Origin of the sequence: Bradyrhizobium sp. LA6.8, from assembly GCF_040547935.1 — a bacterium.
GTDB lineage: Bacteria > Pseudomonadota > Alphaproteobacteria > Rhizobiales > Xanthobacteraceae > Bradyrhizobium > Bradyrhizobium barranii.
The window spans coordinates 893,683-910,800 of the sequence record NZ_JBEPQQ010000003.1 but is presented as its reverse complement, the minus strand read 5'-3'; the positions used below and the strand labels follow the sequence as shown (position 1 = coordinate 910,800).

General features: G+C 65.4%; 16 protein-coding genes and 1 pseudogene. 11 read left to right on the top strand and 6 right to left on the bottom strand.

Going from position 1 to position 17,118, the window contains the following annotated elements; all coding sequences use genetic code 11:
- The first annotated feature begins 33 nt into the window (after nucleotides 1–33).
- The 4 genes from ABIA90_RS18015 (at nucleotide 34) to ABIA90_RS18000 (ending at nucleotide 2,435) form a co-directional block, all read left to right on the top strand.
- Nucleotides 34–402 (top strand): YidB family protein, encoded by a 369-nt coding sequence (locus tag ABIA90_RS18015; RefSeq protein WP_354117930.1) that lies wholly within the window; start codon nucleotides 34–36, stop codon nucleotides 400–402.
- A gap of 205 nt (nucleotides 403–607) precedes the next feature.
- Nucleotides 608–799, top strand: coding sequence for a hypothetical protein (locus tag ABIA90_RS18010; RefSeq protein ID WP_014494643.1), 192 nt, complete (start codon nucleotides 608–610; stop codon nucleotides 797–799).
- Between the two features lie 159 nt (nucleotides 800–958).
- Nucleotides 959–1,951: a hypothetical protein gene (locus ABIA90_RS18005; RefSeq protein WP_354115482.1), complete on the top strand. Its 993-nt coding sequence runs from the start codon at nucleotides 959–961 to the stop codon at nucleotides 1,949–1,951.
- Nucleotides 1,952–1,994: 43 nt separating this feature from the next.
- Nucleotides 1,995–2,435: a DUF1489 family protein gene (locus ABIA90_RS18000; RefSeq protein WP_028150535.1), complete on the top strand. Its 441-nt coding sequence runs from the start codon at nucleotides 1,995–1,997 to the stop codon at nucleotides 2,433–2,435.
- A gap of 9 nt (nucleotides 2,436–2,444) precedes the next feature.
- Here ABIA90_RS18000 and ABIA90_RS17995 read toward each other — a convergent pair whose 3' ends face one another.
- Complete coding sequence (locus tag ABIA90_RS17995) at nucleotides 2,445–3,176, bottom strand: COG3904 family protein (RefSeq protein WP_354118362.1); 732 nt, start codon at nucleotides 3,174–3,176, stop codon at nucleotides 2,445–2,447.
- 95 nt (nucleotides 3,177–3,271) lie between these two features.
- Nucleotides 3,272–4,123: a pantoate--beta-alanine ligase gene (panC, locus tag ABIA90_RS17990; RefSeq protein WP_354117931.1), complete on the bottom strand. Its 852-nt coding sequence runs from the start codon at nucleotides 4,121–4,123 to the stop codon at nucleotides 3,272–3,274.
- A gap of 280 nt (nucleotides 4,124–4,403) precedes the next feature.
- Here panC and ABIA90_RS17985 point away from each other — a divergent pair, with 280 nt between their 5' ends.
- From ABIA90_RS17985 to ABIA90_RS17970, 4 genes are all read left to right on the top strand, one after another.
- A complete protein-coding gene (locus tag ABIA90_RS17985) occupies nucleotides 4,404–5,327 on the top strand; it encodes a division plane positioning ATPase MipZ (protein WP_063982760.1) in 924 nt (307 codons plus the stop codon).
- 342 nt (nucleotides 5,328–5,669) lie between these two features.
- Nucleotides 5,670–6,530 (top strand): alpha/beta fold hydrolase, encoded by an 861-nt coding sequence (locus tag ABIA90_RS17980; protein ID WP_071913021.1) that lies wholly within the window; start codon nucleotides 5,670–5,672, stop codon nucleotides 6,528–6,530.
- Between the two features lie 144 nt (nucleotides 6,531–6,674).
- Nucleotides 6,675–7,418, top strand: coding sequence for a vWA domain-containing protein (locus ABIA90_RS17975; RefSeq protein ID WP_354117932.1), 744 nt, complete (start codon nucleotides 6,675–6,677; stop codon nucleotides 7,416–7,418).
- Between the two features lie 59 nt (nucleotides 7,419–7,477).
- Complete coding sequence (locus tag ABIA90_RS17970; RefSeq protein ID WP_063982763.1) at nucleotides 7,478–8,203, top strand: DnaJ domain-containing protein; 726 nt, start codon at nucleotides 7,478–7,480, stop codon at nucleotides 8,201–8,203.
- A gap of 218 nt (nucleotides 8,204–8,421) precedes the next feature.
- Here ABIA90_RS17970 and ABIA90_RS17965 read toward each other — a convergent pair whose 3' ends face one another.
- Nucleotides 8,422–10,272 (bottom strand): serine hydrolase, encoded by a 1,851-nt coding sequence (locus ABIA90_RS17965; RefSeq protein ID WP_354117933.1) that lies wholly within the window; start codon nucleotides 10,270–10,272, stop codon nucleotides 8,422–8,424.
- A gap of 389 nt (nucleotides 10,273–10,661) precedes the next feature.
- Between ABIA90_RS17965 and ABIA90_RS17960 the strand changes: the two genes are divergently transcribed.
- Nucleotides 10,662–11,000: a phasin family protein gene (locus ABIA90_RS17960; RefSeq protein WP_014494653.1), complete on the top strand. Its 339-nt coding sequence runs from the start codon at nucleotides 10,662–10,664 to the stop codon at nucleotides 10,998–11,000.
- Between the two features lie 144 nt (nucleotides 11,001–11,144).
- Here ABIA90_RS17960 and ABIA90_RS17955 read toward each other — a convergent pair whose 3' ends face one another.
- A complete protein-coding gene (locus ABIA90_RS17955) occupies nucleotides 11,145–11,402 on the bottom strand; it encodes a hypothetical protein (RefSeq protein ID WP_354117934.1) in 258 nt (85 codons plus the stop codon).
- 450 nt (nucleotides 11,403–11,852) lie between these two features.
- On the opposite strand from ABIA90_RS17955, the gene clpS reads away from it, so the two are divergent.
- Together clpS and clpA are read left to right on the top strand one after the other, a co-directional pair.
- Complete coding sequence (gene clpS / locus ABIA90_RS17950) at nucleotides 11,853–12,185, top strand: ATP-dependent Clp protease adapter ClpS (RefSeq protein WP_014494655.1); 333 nt, start codon at nucleotides 11,853–11,855, stop codon at nucleotides 12,183–12,185.
- 291 nt (nucleotides 12,186–12,476) lie between these two features.
- Nucleotides 12,477–14,891: an ATP-dependent Clp protease ATP-binding subunit ClpA gene (gene clpA / locus ABIA90_RS17945; RefSeq protein ID WP_014494656.1), complete on the top strand. Its 2,415-nt coding sequence runs from the start codon at nucleotides 12,477–12,479 to the stop codon at nucleotides 14,889–14,891.
- Between the two features lie 71 nt (nucleotides 14,892–14,962).
- Here the strand turns inward: clpA and ABIA90_RS17940 are convergent.
- Nucleotides 14,963–15,420 (bottom strand): annotated as a pseudogene (locus tag ABIA90_RS17940) (PEGA domain-containing protein).
- A 122-nt stretch (nucleotides 15,421–15,542) separates the two neighbouring features.
- On the bottom strand, nucleotides 15,543–16,964 hold the full coding sequence (locus tag ABIA90_RS17935; protein ID WP_354117935.1) for an MFS transporter: 1,422 nt from the start codon (nucleotides 16,962–16,964) through the stop codon (nucleotides 15,543–15,545).
- Between the last annotated feature and the right edge of the window lie 154 nt (nucleotides 16,965–17,118).

Genomic DNA, 17,118 nt, shown 5'->3' with positions numbered 1-17,118 from the left:
CGGTGGAAGGACCGCTTGGGAGTGGGCAGGGGCATGGGAATTCTGGACTCGCTGGAAAACAACCCCGCGCTTCGCAGCGCGCTCGGCCAGCTCGGCGCCGCGGTCCTGCCGGCGGTGTTGAACGGGGTGCTCGGCAGCAACAATCAGGGCGGCCTCAGCGCAATCGTCGCGAAGCTCCAGCAGTCCGGCTTCGGTGACCAGGTCAAATCCTGGCTCGGCAACGGCCAGAACCTGCCGATCACGGCCGACCAGCTCCGTGCCGTGCTCGGCAACGACACCGTTCGCCAGCTCGCGGCGCGCTACAACATCCCGGTCGACCAGCTCGGCCAGATTCTGGCCCAGGAACTGCCCAAGGCCGTGGACCAGGCAAGCCCGGAGGGGCATCTGCCCCACACCGTCTGAGGGAGCCGGTTCCAGCGGTATCCTCCACCCACCGGTTCCCGCACTATCGTCCTGAAAATACTGCCGGATCGGCCTATTTGCCATGCCTGTATACCGCTGGCCAAAACGCCGCATTGCGTGCTATATGTCACGCCGGGTTTTCAGCCGGTCCGTCGCAGTGGGACCCTGGGCACAGCCGGCGCTGTTTGAGTCATGGAGATGGGCGTTGAAGCATAAATTCCCCGTGGGAACGCGCGTACTGTTCACTGCCAGCAACGTCGCGCGCCCGGCTGCGAGTGGCTCATACGAGATCATCCGCCTGCTGCCGACGGATGGCGACGACTGCCAGTACCGCATCAAGAGTTCGACTGAAGCGTTCGAGCGCGTCGCCAAGGAAAGCCAGCTCGCCCAATCCTGACGGATGACGGTGCCGCGCGTTGACATCGCGGACGAATTCGCTTCGCTCGCCGTCAAAAGGCCCCCTTCGCCTCGACATGGTGAACCCGGGGGGCAGTTGCCGACTCGCGGGGGCTCGCTTTGACCATTCGCTCTTTGCTCGCGTGAGGGGACGTCGCGCATGAACTGGGCATGGGCCACTTCGTTCGACCAAATCTCGCGCCCGCAGGCCTTTCCGATGTGGATGATCCTGGTAGCCGCCGGCCTCCTCGGCCTGATTCTCCTGATTACGCTGGTGCGCGCCGAAAGGTCGGTTGCCAACGGCGCGCTGACCGTCATCACGCTGCTTTCCATTGCCATCGCGGTAGCTGCCACCGTGCGCGTTTATGGTCCGGCGGAGGAGGCACCGCCGGGCGAGGCGCGCGCGCAGAGCGCGGTCGTCGCCAGCCTGCCGGCGCTGTCCTGTCTCGACGATCTCGCCGGCAATGCCGTGGCGATTGGTTGCGAGAAGGCGCTGTTCGGCTCGCCTGACGCGGCGGCTGCGGCCGTCTCCTACACCGCCGCACGGATCGACCGGCTCACCGCGCTCGGCGATGCCGCGCCCGCCGAGAAGAGCCTGACGCTGGACATGAAGGTGCTGCGCAAGGCGCTGGAGCGCGACCGCTACGGCCTCGTCGCGCAGGTGCTGGTTGCGCGCGACGGCTGCACGCAGTTCGACTGCCCCGCCTTCCGCTCGCTGACCGATCAGCAGCGGGTCGCCGCCAACATGGATTCCCATCTCTACGACACGCTGGTTGCACGCTATGCGCCGGGCTGGAACGCGCCCGCAACGGCCCCGGCGATGCCGGCCACCGCGGCGCTTGCCGGGATGCCGCCATCGATGCCGACGGGCAGGCCGACCAATGCGGAGTTCCCGAGCGCGTCATCGACGCCGCCGGTGAGCATCATGAATCCGGAGCCGCCCACGGCGGCGGTGCGACAGGCGGCGCCTGCCGGAGGCGCAGCCGCGGCGCCGCGCGTGTCCGCTCCGACCTCGGCGCAGGCCGCTGCTCCAGCGGCGCCGGCTGCGAAGAAGCCGCCAGCGCCGAAGGCCGCGCGTGCGCCGGCCGCAGCACCGGTTCCGCTCGCGCCGCCGGCCCCAGCCGCGGCTCCTGCGGCTGCGGATAACGAATAGTTCGGCATTCCAAATACGTGGCTGCCCGGCTAATGCTGGGGCCATGCCGCTACATTTGATCAAGCTCGCCGTCGGCTGCGACTCCGTCAAGGAATTGAAGGGGTGGGTCGCCGAACGGATGCAGACCGCCAAGAAGAAGGGTCTGCCGCAACATCACATCCACATCACCCGCATGGTGCCCAAGCGCGACGCCGAGATCCTGGCGGGCGGATCGCTCTACTGGGTGATCAAGGGCGAGATCGCCGCGCGTGAAAAGATCATCGGCATCGAGCCGTTCCGCGACAAGGACGGCATCGGCCGTTGCCGGATCGTGATGCAGCCGAAGGTGATCACGGTATCGCCGCGGCCGATGCGGCCGTTCCAGGGCTGGCGCTACCTCAGCGACGATTCCGTGCCGCCCGATCTCGGCAAGTCGGCCGCCGGCTCGATCGCGGCGATGCCGGAGCCGATGCGGCGCGAACTGCGCGATCTCGGACTGCTCTGACGCGGCCGCTCATGGCGACGTGACGATGTGCAGCCGCGCCCAGTCGGAGGGCGGCATCACGACCGGACGTCCGCCTTCGCCGATGGCGTCGATGATGTCGACCAGTTCGGGCTCGACGCCCATCTCGAGCAGGTACTTGCGATACTGCTCGCCAAAGATCGTCGTCAGGCTCTCGCGTTGTTCGGGCGCAACGTTGGGTGCGCGGCGATTGCGGATGGAACGGCCGGTCAGCACCACCGTCGCACCTTGCGGGAGGCTGCGATGCACCCCGCCGGCGAGCATGAGGACGCACGCGAAATCGCACGCCGGATCCGGCAAGGATACCTTGGCGTCGAGCGGCCCGCCCGGGCGCTTCAGCGCAAAACAATCCACCTCCGGTTTGCCGGCGCAGGCCTCGACCTCGGTCGCGCCGGCGGTGGCATCCAGGCCGCGGTCGCGCAGGATGCGGCCCATGCTGACCGCAACATTGAGGTTGGAGCCGCCCCGGCTATGGATGACGAGCGGCAGCTTGTGTCCCGCCTGGCGATCGAGAATTGCGATCAGCCGCTTGTAGCTGTCCCATTGCACGGTGCCCTCGGCGGCGATCCAGTCGGAGCAGCCCGGTCCGCAGGCCCCGGCGGCGCCATGGGCGACGTAGAAGATCATCGCATCCGGCGGCGACCCGTAGAGGCCGATCGGCGGGCGCTGTTGTGCCTGGGCGGCAGTCGCGGCGACAAGCGCCAGCACGCCGTTCACGATCATCGTGCGGATGAATGACATGCCCCTGCCAGCCGGCTCGTTTCCTCGCCCCGATCATCCATCCGGGCGAGGCAACGCGCAAGATCGACCCTGGCGGGTTACACCGCGATATTGTCGATCAGCCGGGTCGTGCCGAGCTTGGCCGCCACCAGGATCCGCAGCGGGCCGTCCTTGCGCGAGGTGACCGGCGCGAGCGTCTCGGCATGGCGGGCCTCGAAATAGTCGAGCGCGAAGCCGGCCGCCGTGATCGTCCCGGCGCCGCGCGCTATCGCGGATGCGATCGCTTCGCCGGCGCGGATGCGCCCGGCGCTGTCCTTCATGGCGCGGTAAAGCGTGGTCGCGGTCTGCCGCTCCTCCGGCGAGAGATAGACGTTGCGCGAGGACATCGCGAGCCCGTCACGCTCGCGCACGGTGCGGGAGCCGGTCACCTTGACGCCGAGGTCGAGGTCGCGCGCCATCTGCGTCACCACCCGCAACTGCTGAAAGTCCTTCTCGCCGAAGATCGCGACGTCCGGCCGGCACTGCGTGAACAGCTTGCCGACGACGGTGGCGACGCCGCCGAAGAAGTGCGGCCTGAAGCGGTCCTCGAGGCCGGCCAGCGCCGGCCCCTCCGGCACGATGCGGGTCGCAAAGCCTTCCGGATACATCGCCTCGGCGCCGGGGTGCCAGACGACGTCGACGTCCTCGGCGGCGAGCTTGGCGAGATCGGACTTCCAGGTGCGCGGATAGGCACCAAAGTCCTCGGTCGGGGCGAACTGGGTCGGGTTGACGAAGATCGACACCACGACGCGACTCGCGCGCCGCCTGGCGAGGCGCACCAGCGACACATGCCCGTCATGGAGCGCCCCCATGGTCGGGACCAGCGCGATCGTGGCCTTTCGCTTGCGAAGATTGTCGACGGCGCGTCGCAAGGCGGGGACCGTGCGGGCGATCAAGGGGCTTCGTGACATCAGGACTCGACAGGGTTGGGAATGGGAAGCGGGCGCGTCCCGGCGCCCGGCCGGCTAACCTTAACAAGCGCCGATCGTGGACGCCATGCATTCGGATGCGGCACAGCATCCCGCGCGAGGCCGCGCACGATGTCGCGACATGGCTGAATCACAAGCGAGAGATGGTGCCGTGATTCATTTCGAACACGGCGCGCTGCGATTTGCATTTACTGTCACGCATTTCACTTGACCGCAGACGCGGCCAACTCGAAGATATTCATCAGGGGTGTTGAGGATCGCTATGCTTGTGCAGGCTAGCCAAGGCCAATCCGGCTCGGCGCATGTCGTCGTGCTCGGCAACGAAAAAGGCGGCTCCGGCAAGTCGACCACCGCCCTGCACATCGCGGTCGCGCTGCTGAAGGCCGGCCAGCGCGTCGCCACGATCGACCTCGACTGCCGTCAGCAGAGCTTTACCCGCTACATCGGCAACCGTTCCGCCTGGGCGCGCCGCACCGGCCTCGGCCTCGAGCTGCCGGTGCATCGCTGCATCAAGCTCGGCGAGACCATGCAGATCGCCGAGAACGAGAATTCCGAGTTCCAGCAGTTCATGGAGGCGGTCTCGGCGGTCGAGAGCAATTTCGACTTCATCGTCATCGATACGCCCGGCACCGACAGCTATCTGATGCGCTTGGCGCACTCGATGGCGGACACGCTGGTCACGCCGATCAACGACAGCTTCCTCGATTTCGACGTGCTCGGCACCGTCGATCCCGCCAACTACGCAGTGACTGGCGAGAGCCACTATGCCGAGATGGTGCGGGATGTCAGGCGCAAGCGGCGCCAGCTCGACGGCTCCAGCACCGATTGGATCGTCGTGCGCAACCGCCTGTCGATGCTCGGCTCCCGCAACAAGCAGCTCGTCGCCGAGGGCCTCAAGGATTTGTCGCTGCGGCTCGGCTTCCGCTACGTCGACGGCTTTGCCGAGCGCGTCGTCTATCGCGAATTTTTTCCGCGCGGCCTGACCGCGCTCGACGAGATCGACGAGGCCACGCTCGGCATGCGGCCCAACCTTGGCCATCTCACCGCGCGGGAAGAGGTGACGGGCCTGCTCCGCCAGCTCAAGCTGCCGCTCGACGAACGTGGCCGCCGCCGTGCGGCAAATCGCGCCGAGTGGTTCAGCCAGGTCGACAAGCCGCTCGAGGTCCACGACATCCTCGGCGCCTGAGGCGGCGGTATATCGCTACTTCCAGCCGATTGAAGCTGCCGGTTCCCGCCGGAACTGAGTGCGGGCTTGGCCGTTTCACCCTGTGTTTACCGTGAAATTGAAGCCAATCGAGACCGGTTGCGTCGGATGGTAGCCTGCACCTGACGTAGCCGCCTGAGAACGGGATGCCCAAGAAACGCGTGCGCCGCACAATGAAAGGGCTGAAGGTTCACAATATTTAAGCTTCCTGTCACGCGGCTGTGACATATATTAGGGAATAGGCGACCAGGGGCCGAAGAGCCCCGGAAGAACACGATTTTCAACAGGGATTCAGGCCGCAAGAGCCTGAGGCTGAGGACGAAAATGAAGCGTGGAATTGCCGTTCTGGTTTCGGTTAGTGCCCTCTTCGGCGTCGCCTATGTCACGGCGAGCAAGTGGGCCATCAAGCACGAGACCGTCACCTTCTACGACGCCTCGCGCGACAACCGTCCCGTGCCTGTCGATATCGCGGTCCGCCGCGACAAGGAAATGCAGGCCAATGCCGGCATGATCACGCTGCCGGTTGCCGTGATCAATCACGGCAACACCGTCAAGAATACCGAGTACGGCTTCCTCGCCAACATCTTCGCGGCGCGCGGCTATATGGTCGTAAGCCCGCAGCATGATTTGCCGACCGATCCTCCCATGGTGACGAAGCCCGGTGAGCTCTATGTCGGCCGGCTGCCGCAGATCCTGCGCGGCGTTGCCAACATCCATCTCGCCATGCAGGAGATGAAGAAGGTTCAGCCCAACGCCGATTACGACAGGGTGACGATGGTCGGCCACTCCATGGGCGGCGACATCACGATGTATTTCGCCAAGCAGTATCCCGATGAGGTCAAGAAGGTCGTCACGCTCGACAATCTGCGCGTGCCCTTCGTCACTGCCGGCAAGTTCAAGATCCTGTCGTTCCGTTCGCAGGATCCGCAGTTCAAGACCGACGCGGGTGTCATCCCGACCGATGAGGAATGCGAGAAGGCCGGCATCCAGGTCGTGAAGACCGAATTCCAGCACAACGACATGCGCGACACCGGTCCGGATGCGGCGAAGAACTCGATCCAGAGCATGCTCGACAAGTTCCTGAGCGACGGCGACAGCGCCGTGGCGCCCGTCGATACGCGCTCGGCCCCGCCCAATATCCTGGAGCCCGGTCCGGTTGCTCTGATGGCGCCTGCCAAGAGCTGACACCGACACCAGCTGACACCGACCCGCTCCGATCGTCAGCACGACCTGCAAAGCCTCCGCCGGCATCCGCCAGCGGAGGCTTTGCACATTGACCGGGCCGCAGGCGCTATCCACATTAGCCGCTCACGCAAGAAGCGAGCAGGGATGCCCGGCGAACCCGTCAAACCGCGTGGCCGTGATGCCGTCTCGAGCCAAACCGGCGGCACGCTGCCTCAAGCCAGCACCGCGGAGGACATCACCGCGTTCGTCGCCAAGGCGCGTGCGCTGTCGCCGCATGCCCCCGGCGCGAAGGGGCGGCTGATTTTCGCGCTGGATGCGACTATGAGCCGGCAGCCGACCTGGGACATGGCCTGCGCGCTCCAGGCGGACATGTTCCGCGAGGCCGCAGCGATCGGCAGCCTCGACATCCGGCTCGTCTACTATCGCGGCTTGAACGAGTGTCGCGCCACGGGCTGGATCTCCGACAGCGCGAAGCTCGCGACGCTGATGAGCAAGATCGACTGTCGCGGCGGCGACACCCAGATCGGCAAGGTGCTGAGCGACGTGCGGCGCGAGGCGGTCGCCTCGGGCGTGCGTGCCGTCGTCTTCGTCGGCGATGCCATGGAGGAGAAGGTCGACGAGCTCTGCGCCAAGGCCGGCGAGCTCGGCATGCTCAAGGTCCCCGTGTTCGTGTTTCAGGAAGGCGCCGACGCCGTGGCCGAGCAGGCCTTTCGCGAGATCGCGCGGCTGACCGGCGGGGCCTGGTGCCGGTTCGATCCCGGCGCGGCGGCGCAGCTTCGCGAGCTGTTGCGCGCGGCCGCGGCCTATGCCGCCGGCGGCCGCGAGGCGCTGTTGAAACTTGCCAAGAGTGCGAGCGGTGCGGCCAAGCTGATCGGGCAGATGAAGTAGCGGCCCGCGTCGGAGACGGACGCCATGCATTTTGCCGTGAGGGCGACTATATTCCGGCCATGACCCTGATCGCCGGCGCCATCGCCGTTATCACGCTTTATCTGCTGCTCCAGATGTTCCGCTCCGCCAATCCGGCGGTGCTGGCGCGCACCATCAAGTTCGGTGGCGGCGTGGTGGCGCTCGCGGTCGCAGCGTTCACTGGCCTGCGGGGCGAGCTGGCGGTGGCGATCCCGCTCGGGATTTTCGGCGCCGGGCTCCTGGGCTGGACGCCGCTGGCCAATGCCGGCTTCGGCAATATCGGCGGGCTGTTCGGCGGTGGCGCAACGCGCCCGGCCGGACAGGCCTCGCGCGTACGTTCGCAATTCCTGGACATGCGGCTCGACCACGATTCGGGTCAGCTCGCCGGCCAGATCGTCGCCGGTCCTCACGCCGGGCGCGATCTCCAGGAGTTCGATCTCGCTGGCCTGCTGGCGATGGCTCCGGCGTTCGACGCCGAGAGCGTGGCCCTACTTGAAAGCTATCTGGACCGCCGGTTTCCCGCTTGGCGTCAGAACGCGCAGGGCGATGCGGCAGGGCGGCAGCGCCGCACGGCGCCGAGCGGCAAAATGACGGCGGAGGAAGCCTATCAGATCCTTGGCCTGCAGCCGGGCGCGGGGCGCGACGACATCAGCCGGGCGCACAAGTCCCTGATGAAGAAACTCCATCCCGACCAGGGGGGCTCGACGTATCTCGCTGCCCGTGTGAACGAGGCCAAGGATACTCTGCTTCGCACGCATAACGGCTAACTCCGGCACTACGCTACAAACGCCCGTACCGCGTAAGCTCCGCTTGCTCTGTCTGCCGTCGCCCCGATGCCCGCCTTTGTCGGCGTGGTCGATCCCTTGAGTAAAGTTTTAACCGTAAATCCTTGACGAGAGGTTGTCGCGGAACTGGCATCGCCGCATCCCCCAAACAAAAATGCCCGCGCAAGGCGCGGGCATTTTGATTGGAGCGGTACGACAGATCAGTTGCGGACGGTGATGCAGGAGATGTCGGCGCGCTTCAGGGCGCGGCAGACGGCTTCGGCCTGGTCCCGCTCGAGCCCGGCGAAACGGGCCCGGTAAAGCTTGCGATTGTCCTTGGCGAGGACCGGCTCGGTGAACGGGTCGGCCTTGCTGAGCAGGCCGCGGGCCGAGCTGCGGGCGGCGTCGATGCGCTGCTGGGCTTCGTTCTCGCTCTCGAGTGCGCCGACCTGGACGATCCAGCCGCTATGGGTGACGACCGGCTTGGTGGTGGCGCTCATCTGGATCGGCTGCGGCACAGGATCGGCCGAAGCGAGCTTCGCAGCAGCCGGAGTGGGCGCGGCGGCGGTTGCGGCCGGCAGCACGCCGAGGATGCCGTTGCCGGTGCCGAAGCCCGCCGGCTGACGGGGCATCTCGGTGCGGGCGAGTTCGGCCTTCGGCGCTTCCGGCTGGCTCGCCATCTCGGGCTTGTTGATGAGATCGGCGCGGGCGACGACGGCGCCGGAGGTCTCCGCGACGTCGGAGCGGGCCGCAATCGTGCTCGTGACCTGCGGTGCGACCTGAGCCGGGGCGGCGGAGGCGACCTTCACGGTGCCGGCCTTGACCTGAACAGTCCTCACCCGGACCGGCTTCATCGGCTCGGACGAGCCGGGGATGATGGAGAGCGGCTGGCTGGAGATCACGCCATTGGTGAGCGGCGCGGGCTCGATCCTGGATTCAGTCGGCCGAACCTCAGGCTTGCTGGTGTCAGGCCTGGCTTGAGCCGGCGGCATCGCGGCGGTCGCGGCCGCCAGCGCTGAGAGGCGCGAGGCGAGACGCTGCGGGGCCGTCTCGGGGGCAGGGGCGGCCGCAGCCTGCTGGACCTGCGGAGCGGGGCGGGCCGGGGTCTCCGATGCATCGGCGACGTCGGTATTGGCATCTGCGCCGTTGCGCTCGGTGACAGCGGCGACGGTGTGGGTGGTGGCGCCCTTCTCGAGGTTCTCCGCGAGCAGGTTGCGCATGGTGGCGTCGCGCGAGCCGCCGCTACGGCCGCCGAGCACCACGCCGATCAGGTGGCGGTTGCCGCGACGCATCGAGGTCACGAGGTTGAAGCCGGAGGCGCGGGTGTAGCCGGTCTTGATGCCGTCCACGCCCTCGACGCTGCCGAGCAGGTGGTTGTGGTTGCGGATCGACTGTCCGCGCCAATTGAACGTCGAGGTCGCGAAATAGCGATAGTAGCGCGGGAAGCGCTCCTGGATGGCGCGGCCGAGCGTGGCCTGGTCGCGCGCGGTCGTGACCTGCTCGTCGTTGGGAAGGCCGTTGGCGTTGCGGTAGACCGTCTTGGACATGCCGAGCGAGCGCGCCTTGCGCGTCATCATCGTGGCGAAGTCGTCCTCGTCGCCGCCGATCGCTTCCGCGATCACGACGGCCGCATCGTTGGCGGAGCGGGTGACGAGGCCCTTGATCGCGTCCTCGACGCGGATGGTCTGGCCGGCACGGAGGTTCAGCTTGGTCGGATCCTGATCGGCGGCGTGCTGCGAGACCGGCATCTCGGTGTCGAGCTTCATCCTGCCGGACTCCAGGCGCTCGAACAGCAGATAGAGCGTCATGATCTTGGTGAGCGAGGCGGGGTGGCGGATTCCGTCTGGGCTCGTTGCCTGGAGCACGGAGCCGGAATTGCCGTCGACGATGATCGATGCGAATTTCGGGCTGGAGCTGTCGGACACATCGCGCTGCACCCGGTGGTGCGCGTAATTGCGCCGGTGACGCCGTGCCTCGGCAGCATCGGTGAAGATGACTACGGCGGTGACCGTAAGAAGCCCGAAAACGCCAACCCGCGCCAAGCGCGAGGAAGACAAGTTTTTACGAAGCATGAAACCCCGTCCCCGTTTCTGACTTGATCACCGGCCCGTGAGGCGAAATTGTGCCCACTCGACCCGGGATCATTACCTGCTCAGGCTGTCTCTCCGCTGGTGTTCGCTGCGGGAAACGTTGGGCCTGAGCCGCTGTTCTGGCTAAGGTGATGTTCTCGAACGGCTTTTGACCGTTCGCGGAAGCTGAACACGTCCAGGGAATCAGGGTAGGGGTCCGCGGTTTCCAAAAGCTTAAGGAACCATTGCGGGAAACCCCGGGAATCTCAGCGATTTGCATCTAATTTTGTGCGCCGCACAAGATTCTTGACTTTTTTGTGCGTTGCACTATTTTTGGGCGGAGTCAGGGAGCCGGGGCTTCCGGACCAAAGCCAGGGAAAAAGGATTCCGAAATGTTCAAGGTTGAAGACTTTCAGAGCTACGGGAAAGAGCAGTTCGAGCAGTGCGTTGCTTCCGCGACCTCGATGCAGCATGGCCTCCAGGCGATCGCCAGCGCGTATGGCGACTACACCAAGAAGTCGTTTGAAGACACCAAGTCCTTCGTCGAGAAGCTTTCCGGCGTGAAGTCGCTGGACAAGGCCGTGGAAGCGCAGACCGACTTCGCCCGTTCCAGCTACGAGACCTTCGTTGCGGAATCGCAGAAGATCGCCGGCCTTTACAGCGACCTCGCCAAGCAGGCGTTCAAGCCGGTCGAGACCATCGTTTCGAAGTTCACCCCGGCTGCCAACTAACGTCCTCTGGAACTCCTGGAATCGAAAAGCCCGGCTGGTTCAGCCGGGCTTTTTTTGTCGCGACAGAGATCCGGTTCAGCGCGCCACGCGCAGCTTCGACAGCGACGTACCGACGTCAACCCCACATGGTCGGACTGGCCGACATCACCGGACAGAACGTGTCGATGCCGCTCGTGCAATGCTCGCCGCCTTGGCGTCGTCGCGCAGCTTCTTCCGTCGCGTGTCGATCTGCGAGGCATTGCTGTACCACCAGCGATTCTGCGCATCGAGACCGCCGGCGAGGAGCACGAGGCCACCGAGCTGATCGACCAGGTTCTTCGCGGCCGTCTGCATCGTCGACATCTTGCCGTCCTGGGCCATCGAGCCGGCCTTGTCGAGCAGCATGGCGACGCGCATGCGCACCAGGGGCCACGCGATCGAACGGCAGCTCGATTGGACCGTAGAAAACCGGAGGTTTCCCGCGAAATCGCCACTGCCGCTTAACGGCCGGATTCCTGGTGAAGATGTTCTAAACGGTGCCGGCCGAAACTTTTGTCAAATCGGTCCGGATTGACTAACCTTGGTCAGGATCGCCGGACCGGGAATCGGGACTGCCTCGACCATATTGGCCAGACCGTTGCACGCTTGCGGCGAGCCGGGGGCGGGCCCATATTCCCTACAATCGAGCCGGGCTTGACCGGACCGGTTGGAAGCGGTGATCCAACAAGGCGGCGCGCCCGTGCAAAGCTCCGAAGGGCGGGGCCGCGCGGCTGACCGTCACTCGCTTCCGTGGGGAATTTGAACGCCTGAGCCATGCCGCACCTGACTTTCAGACTAGACCTGTCCGCGCAAGCCGCTGCCCACGCTCCTCGTATGAGCAATGACGAGAACCGTTCGGGCGGACCGACGGGGCCGAATACGTCTGTCATCACCAAGGTCAAGCCGAAGACCAAACGGCCGAACCTGTATCGTGTGCTGATCCTGAACGACGACTACACGCCGATGGAATTCGTCGTCCATGTGCTGGAGAAGTTCTTCCAGAAGGACATCGAGGCCGCGACCAAGATCATGCTGCATGTCCATCATCACGGCATCGGCGAGTGCGGCGTATTCACCTACGAGATCGCCGAGACCAAGGTGACGCAGGTGATGGACTTCGCCCGCAAGCACCAGCATCCGCTGCAATGCGTGATGGAAAAGAAATAACTGCGCGTTCACATCCAGAGTTATTTAGATCGGTTCTGGTTGCGCGGTATGTGACGGCAGCACATCCTGCTGCGTGATCCCGCGAAAATCAGCGGCGTCAATCCTGCCCAAATGGGTAGTTCTGCCCAAATCGGAACGGGTTTTGCATCGAGCATGCCGTGGGCGCGTAATGCCCATTTGAGTCGCGGAACCGGTCTTTCGCCGCGGTCTTGTATAACTATATGTGACAAAGGTTGTTGTTGCCTGACCGGGCGATGGCGATCATGATGGTGGGGGCCATAGAGGACGCGAATGCCGACTTTTTCCCAAAGCCTTGAACAATCCCTGCATCGTGCGCTGGCGATCGCAAACGAGCGTCATCACCAATACGCGACGCTCGAGCATCTCTTGCTCTCCCTGATCGACGACTCCGATGCAGCCGCCGTCATGCGCGCCTGCAGCGTCGATCTCGACAAGCTCCGTACGAGCCTCGTCAATTACCTTGAAACCGAATTCGAGAATCTGGTGACGGATGGCGCCGACGACGCCAAGCCGACCGCCGGTTTCCAGCGTGTGATCCAGCGCGCGGTGATCCATGTGCAGTCGTCCGGTCGCGAAGAGGTGACCGGCGCCAACGTGCTGATCGCGATCTTCGCCGAGCGCGAGAGCCATGCCGCGTACTTCCTGCAGGAGCAGGACATGACGCGCTATGACGCCGTCAACTACATCAGCCACGGCATCGCCAAGCGGCCGGGCGTCTCCGAGGCGCGGCCGGTGCGCGGCGTCGACGAAGAGACCGAGGCAAAGGGTACCGAGGACGCCAAGAAGAAGGGCGAAGCGCTCGAGACTTATTGCGTCAACCTCAACAAGAAGGCGCGCGACGGCAAGATCGATCCGGTGATCGGACGCAATTCCGAGATCAACCGCGCGATCCAGGTGCTGTGCCGCCGGCAGAAGAACAACCCGCTGTTCGTGGGCGAGGCCGGTGTCGGCAAGACCGCGATCGCGGAGGGTCTCGCCAAGCGCATCGTCGACAGCGAGGTGCCGGAGGTTCTTGCGGCTGCGACCGTGTTCTCGCTCGACATGGGCACGCTGCTCGCGGGCACGCGCTATCGTGGCGACTTCGAGGAGCGCCTGAAGCAGGTGCTGAAGGAGCTCGAAGCGCATCCCAACGCCATCCTGTTCATCGACGAGATCCACACCGTGATCGGTGCGGGCGCGACGTCGGGCGGGGCGATGGATGCGTCGAACCTGCTCAAGCCGGCGCTTGCCTCGGGCACGATCCGCTGCATGGGCTCGACCACCTACAAGGAATACCGCCAGCACTTCGAGAAGGACCGCGCGCTGGTGCGGCGCTTCCAGAAGATCGACATCAACGAGCCGACGGTCGAGGATGCGATCGCGATCCTCAAGGGTCTCAAGCCGTACTTCGAGGACTACCATCGGCTGAAGTACACCAATGAGGCGATCGAGGCCGCGGTGCAGCTCTCCTCGCGCTACATCCACGACCGCAAGCTGCCCGACAAGGCGATCGACGTGATCGACGAGTCCGGCGCGGCGCAGATGCTGGTGGCCGAGAACAAGCGCAAGAAGACGATCGGCATCAAGGAGATCGAGACCACGATCGCGTCGATGGCGCGGATCCCGCCGAAGAGCGTGTCGAAGGACGATGCCGAGGTGCTCAAGCATCTCGAGCAGACCCTGAAGCGCACCGTGTTCGGTCAGGACAAGGCGATCGAGTCGCTGGCCGCTTCGATCAAGCTGGCACGTGCCGGTTTGCGCGAGCCGGAGAAGCCGATCGGCTGCTATTTGTTCTCGGGACCGACCGGCGTCGGCAAGACCGAAGTCGCAAAGCAGCTCGCAGCGTCGCTCGGCGTCGAGCTGCTGCGCTTCGACATGTCCGAATACATGGAGCGGCATACCGTGTCGCGCCTGATCGGCGCGCCTCCCGGCTATGTCGGCTTCGACCAGGGCGGCCTGCTCACTGACGGCGTCGACCAGCATCCGCATTGCGTGGTTCTGCTCGACGAAATCGAGAAGGCGCATCCCGACCTCTACAACGTGCTGCTCCAGATCATGGATCACGGCCGGCTCACCGACCACAACGGCAAGCAGGTCAACTTCCGCAACGTGATCCTGATCATGACCACGAACGCGGGTGCTTCGGATCTCGCCAAGCAGGCGTTCGGCTTCACGCGCTCGAAGCGGGAAGGCGACGACCACGAGGCGATCAACCGGCAGTTCGCGCCGGAATTCCGCAACCGTCTCGATGCCATCGTCTCGTTCGGCCATCTCAGCGTCGAGGTGATCGGTACGGTCGTGGAGAAGTTCGTGCTTCAGCTCGAGGCTCAGCTCGGCGATCGCGACGTCACCATCGAACTGTCCGAGCCCGCCAAGACCTGGCTGGTCCAGCATGGTTACGACGAGCAGATGGGCGCGCGGCCCATGGCCCGCGTCATCCAGGAGCACATCAAGAAGCCGCTGGCTGACGAGGTGCTATTCGGCAAGCTCAAGGGTGGCGGCCACGTCCGCGTCGTCCTGGTCAAGGACGAGGCCGACGAGACCAAGGACAAGATCGGGTTCGAGTTCCTCGACGGTCCGATCACGCCGAAGCAGGAGAAGCTGCCCGGCGCCCGCAAGCGTCCGCCGGGCAAGTCCAAGCCGGGCGGTGGTGGCTCCGGAGGCTCGAAGGGGCCGACCTCGAAGGGCCCGCTGGTCAAGGCTTGATTGCGAGCGATATGAATTGAAAAGGCCGGCTGAAAAGCCGGCCTTTTTGTTTGCGTGGCGGTCGCGAGGCCCTAGGTGCCGGTGTCAGGCGCAGGCGCCGCCGGCGGCCGCGGCTTCTTCGGCGCGGGTGGCCGTGCTCGGGCAGGGGCTGACGGCTGCATGGTCACGATGACAGGATTCGGCTTGTGATCGGTTGCCGCCCCGGTGGCAGCATCGACGCCCATGCCGACGACACCGCCGAGCAAAAGATTCCCGCGAAGCCGGCGGCCCCGGAGGTCGGTATGTCCCGGCTGAGCGGCACGATCTGCGGTTCATAGCCTTCCTTCTGGAAGGTGATCGAAATGTCGGCATTCCGCTTGACGACCACGGAGCACGGCGTCGTGCAGGTGGTCGGAACTTCCATACCGCTGACGACGGCTTCCACGCCCGACGGTGTCGACGAGATGCTGATGTTTTCGGTCGTGCCCCGCGTGACAGACGCGCAGCCGCCCAGCATGACGCTGAGCGCCACAATTCCAAATGAACGCATGAAAGGCCCCTTATTCCCCGCGTCAATGAAGCGCAACCGGAGCGGGAGGGCAATACGTAATTGGTCCAGATAGTTAAGCCACGCACAAGTTGCGCGCGAGAGCAGCAGAACTTGGACGTGAGCTATTCGCCGCGCAGGCGCTGGTCGTCCTGTACCCGGACGTGCTCGGCGCCGCGCGCGCCCGCGGGAGAGAGCCGCAGCATGCTCAGCACTGCACCGCACAGCGCAAATCCAACGCCGACAAGGAGCGCGATCCTGGTTCCCTCGGTCGGATAGCGGCCGAGCAGCAGCGCCACCAGCGCCGCGCCGGTGGTCTGGCCGAGCAGGCGCGCCGTGCCCAGCATGCCGCTGGCGCCACCGGCGCGCTCGCGCGGGGCGGCCGCGATCATGGTGCGGTTGTTGGGGGTCTGGAACAGGCCGAAGCCGGCCCCCGCCAGCGCCATCCGCCAGATCACGTCGAACGGCGTCGGGCTTGCAGGCAGGAAGGCGAGTGCGCCGAGGCCGCAGGCAAACAGCGTCAGCCCGATGCCGCCGAGCAGGCCAGCCGGATAATGCTCAACCAGGCGGCCGGCGAGCGGGGCTGCGAATGCCACCGCGATCGGCCATGGCGTGATCAGGAGCCCCATATGCACCGCCGAATAACCGAAGCGGCTCTGGAGGTAGAAGGGAATCGCGACGAAGGCCAGCATCTGTCCGCAGAACGAGGCGATCGAGGTGGCGATCGACAGCGCGAATACCGGGATGCGCAACAGGTCGACCGGCAGCAGCGGCGAGGTCATGTGGGTTTCGCGGTAGATCAGCAGCGCGCCTGCGACGATGGCGATGGCGAATTGAACGAGACAGGTGATGGCGGCCTCACCATGACCGACGCTGTCGACGGCCGCGATGCCGACGCCGAAGGTGATCGCGGACAGCCCTGCGCTCTGCCAGTCGAAGGAACGGCTGGCGGGTTTTGTGTGCGGCAGGCTGCGCAGGCCGAGCACCAGCGTCAGCGCACCGAGCGGGACGTTGATGGCGAACAGCCAGGGCCAGGTTCCGACTGCCAGGATGCCCGCGGCGAGCGTCGGGCCGACCGCGGCCGAGAAGGCGACGACGAGCGCGTTGATCCCGATGCCGCGGCCGAGCTGGCTGCGCGGATAGGTGAAGCGCACCAGAGCCGCGTTGACGCTCATGATGCCGGCGGCGCCAAAACCCTGGATGATGCGCGCGATCGTCAGCAGCGGCAGCGTATGCGCCAGCGCGCAGAAGGCGGATGCGAGTGTGAACAGTACGAGCCCGGCCAGATAGACGCGGCGATAGCCGACGATCTCGCCGAGCGACGCCAGCGGCAAGAGCGAGATCGTGATCGCGAGCTGGTAGCCATTGACGATCCAGATCGAGAAGGCCGGGCTCGCATCGAGGTCGGCTGCGATCGTCGGCAGCGCCACGTTGGCGATGGCGCTGTCGACGACCGCCATGATGATGCCGAGCGCAATCGTCAGCACCGCCTGGTTGCGCTGCGGCTGCGGCAGGCCGTCGGCATGCTCGATCGGGGCAGACGACATGATGGAGGCGAGCCTGATTGGAGCCGTGATTCATCCCCGGATTGGGAAATTGCAGGATGGATCGCAACCCGGCAGGACCCGGACGGTTCCTGTGCCGGAAGCAGGCCTTCCGGCACAGGAAAACGGGTCGGGACCGCTTTCAAGAGGGCTCGAG

What these genes read in the sequence shown, in the direction of transcription:
- ABIA90_RS18015 (WP_354117930.1), top strand. Translation starts at nt 34, where the DNA reads ATGGGAATTCTGGACTCGCTGGAAAACAACCCCGCGCTTCGCAGCGCG.
- ABIA90_RS18005 (WP_354115482.1), top strand. Translation starts at nt 959, where the DNA reads ATGAACTGGGCATGGGCCACTTCGTTCGACCAAATCTCGCGCCCGCAG.
- ABIA90_RS18000 (WP_028150535.1), top strand. Translation starts at nt 1,995, where the DNA reads ATGCCGCTACATTTGATCAAGCTCGCCGTCGGCTGCGACTCCGTCAAG.
- ABIA90_RS17995 (WP_354118362.1), bottom strand. Translation starts at nt 3,176, where the DNA reads ATGATCGTGAACGGCGTGCTGGCGCTTGTCGCCGCGACTGCCGCCCAG.
- panC (WP_354117931.1), bottom strand. Translation starts at nt 4,123, where the DNA reads ATGTCACGAAGCCCCTTGATCGCCCGCACGGTCCCCGCCTTGCGACGC.
- ABIA90_RS17985 (WP_063982760.1), top strand. Translation starts at nt 4,404, where the DNA reads ATGCTTGTGCAGGCTAGCCAAGGCCAATCCGGCTCGGCGCATGTCGTC.
- ABIA90_RS17980 (WP_071913021.1), top strand. Translation starts at nt 5,670, where the DNA reads ATGAAGCGTGGAATTGCCGTTCTGGTTTCGGTTAGTGCCCTCTTCGGC.
- ABIA90_RS17975 (WP_354117932.1), top strand. Translation starts at nt 6,675, where the DNA reads ATGCCCGGCGAACCCGTCAAACCGCGTGGCCGTGATGCCGTCTCGAGC.
- ABIA90_RS17970 (WP_063982763.1), top strand. Translation starts at nt 7,478, where the DNA reads ATGACCCTGATCGCCGGCGCCATCGCCGTTATCACGCTTTATCTGCTG.
- ABIA90_RS17965 (WP_354117933.1), bottom strand. Translation starts at nt 10,272, where the DNA reads ATGCTTCGTAAAAACTTGTCTTCCTCGCGCTTGGCGCGGGTTGGCGTT.
- ABIA90_RS17960 (WP_014494653.1), top strand. Translation starts at nt 10,662, where the DNA reads ATGTTCAAGGTTGAAGACTTTCAGAGCTACGGGAAAGAGCAGTTCGAG.
- clpS (WP_014494655.1), top strand. Translation starts at nt 11,853, where the DNA reads ATGAGCAATGACGAGAACCGTTCGGGCGGACCGACGGGGCCGAATACG.
- clpA (WP_014494656.1), top strand. Translation starts at nt 12,477, where the DNA reads ATGCCGACTTTTTCCCAAAGCCTTGAACAATCCCTGCATCGTGCGCTG.
- ABIA90_RS17935 (WP_354117935.1), bottom strand. Translation starts at nt 16,964, where the DNA reads ATGTCGTCTGCCCCGATCGAGCATGCCGACGGCCTGCCGCAGCCGCAG.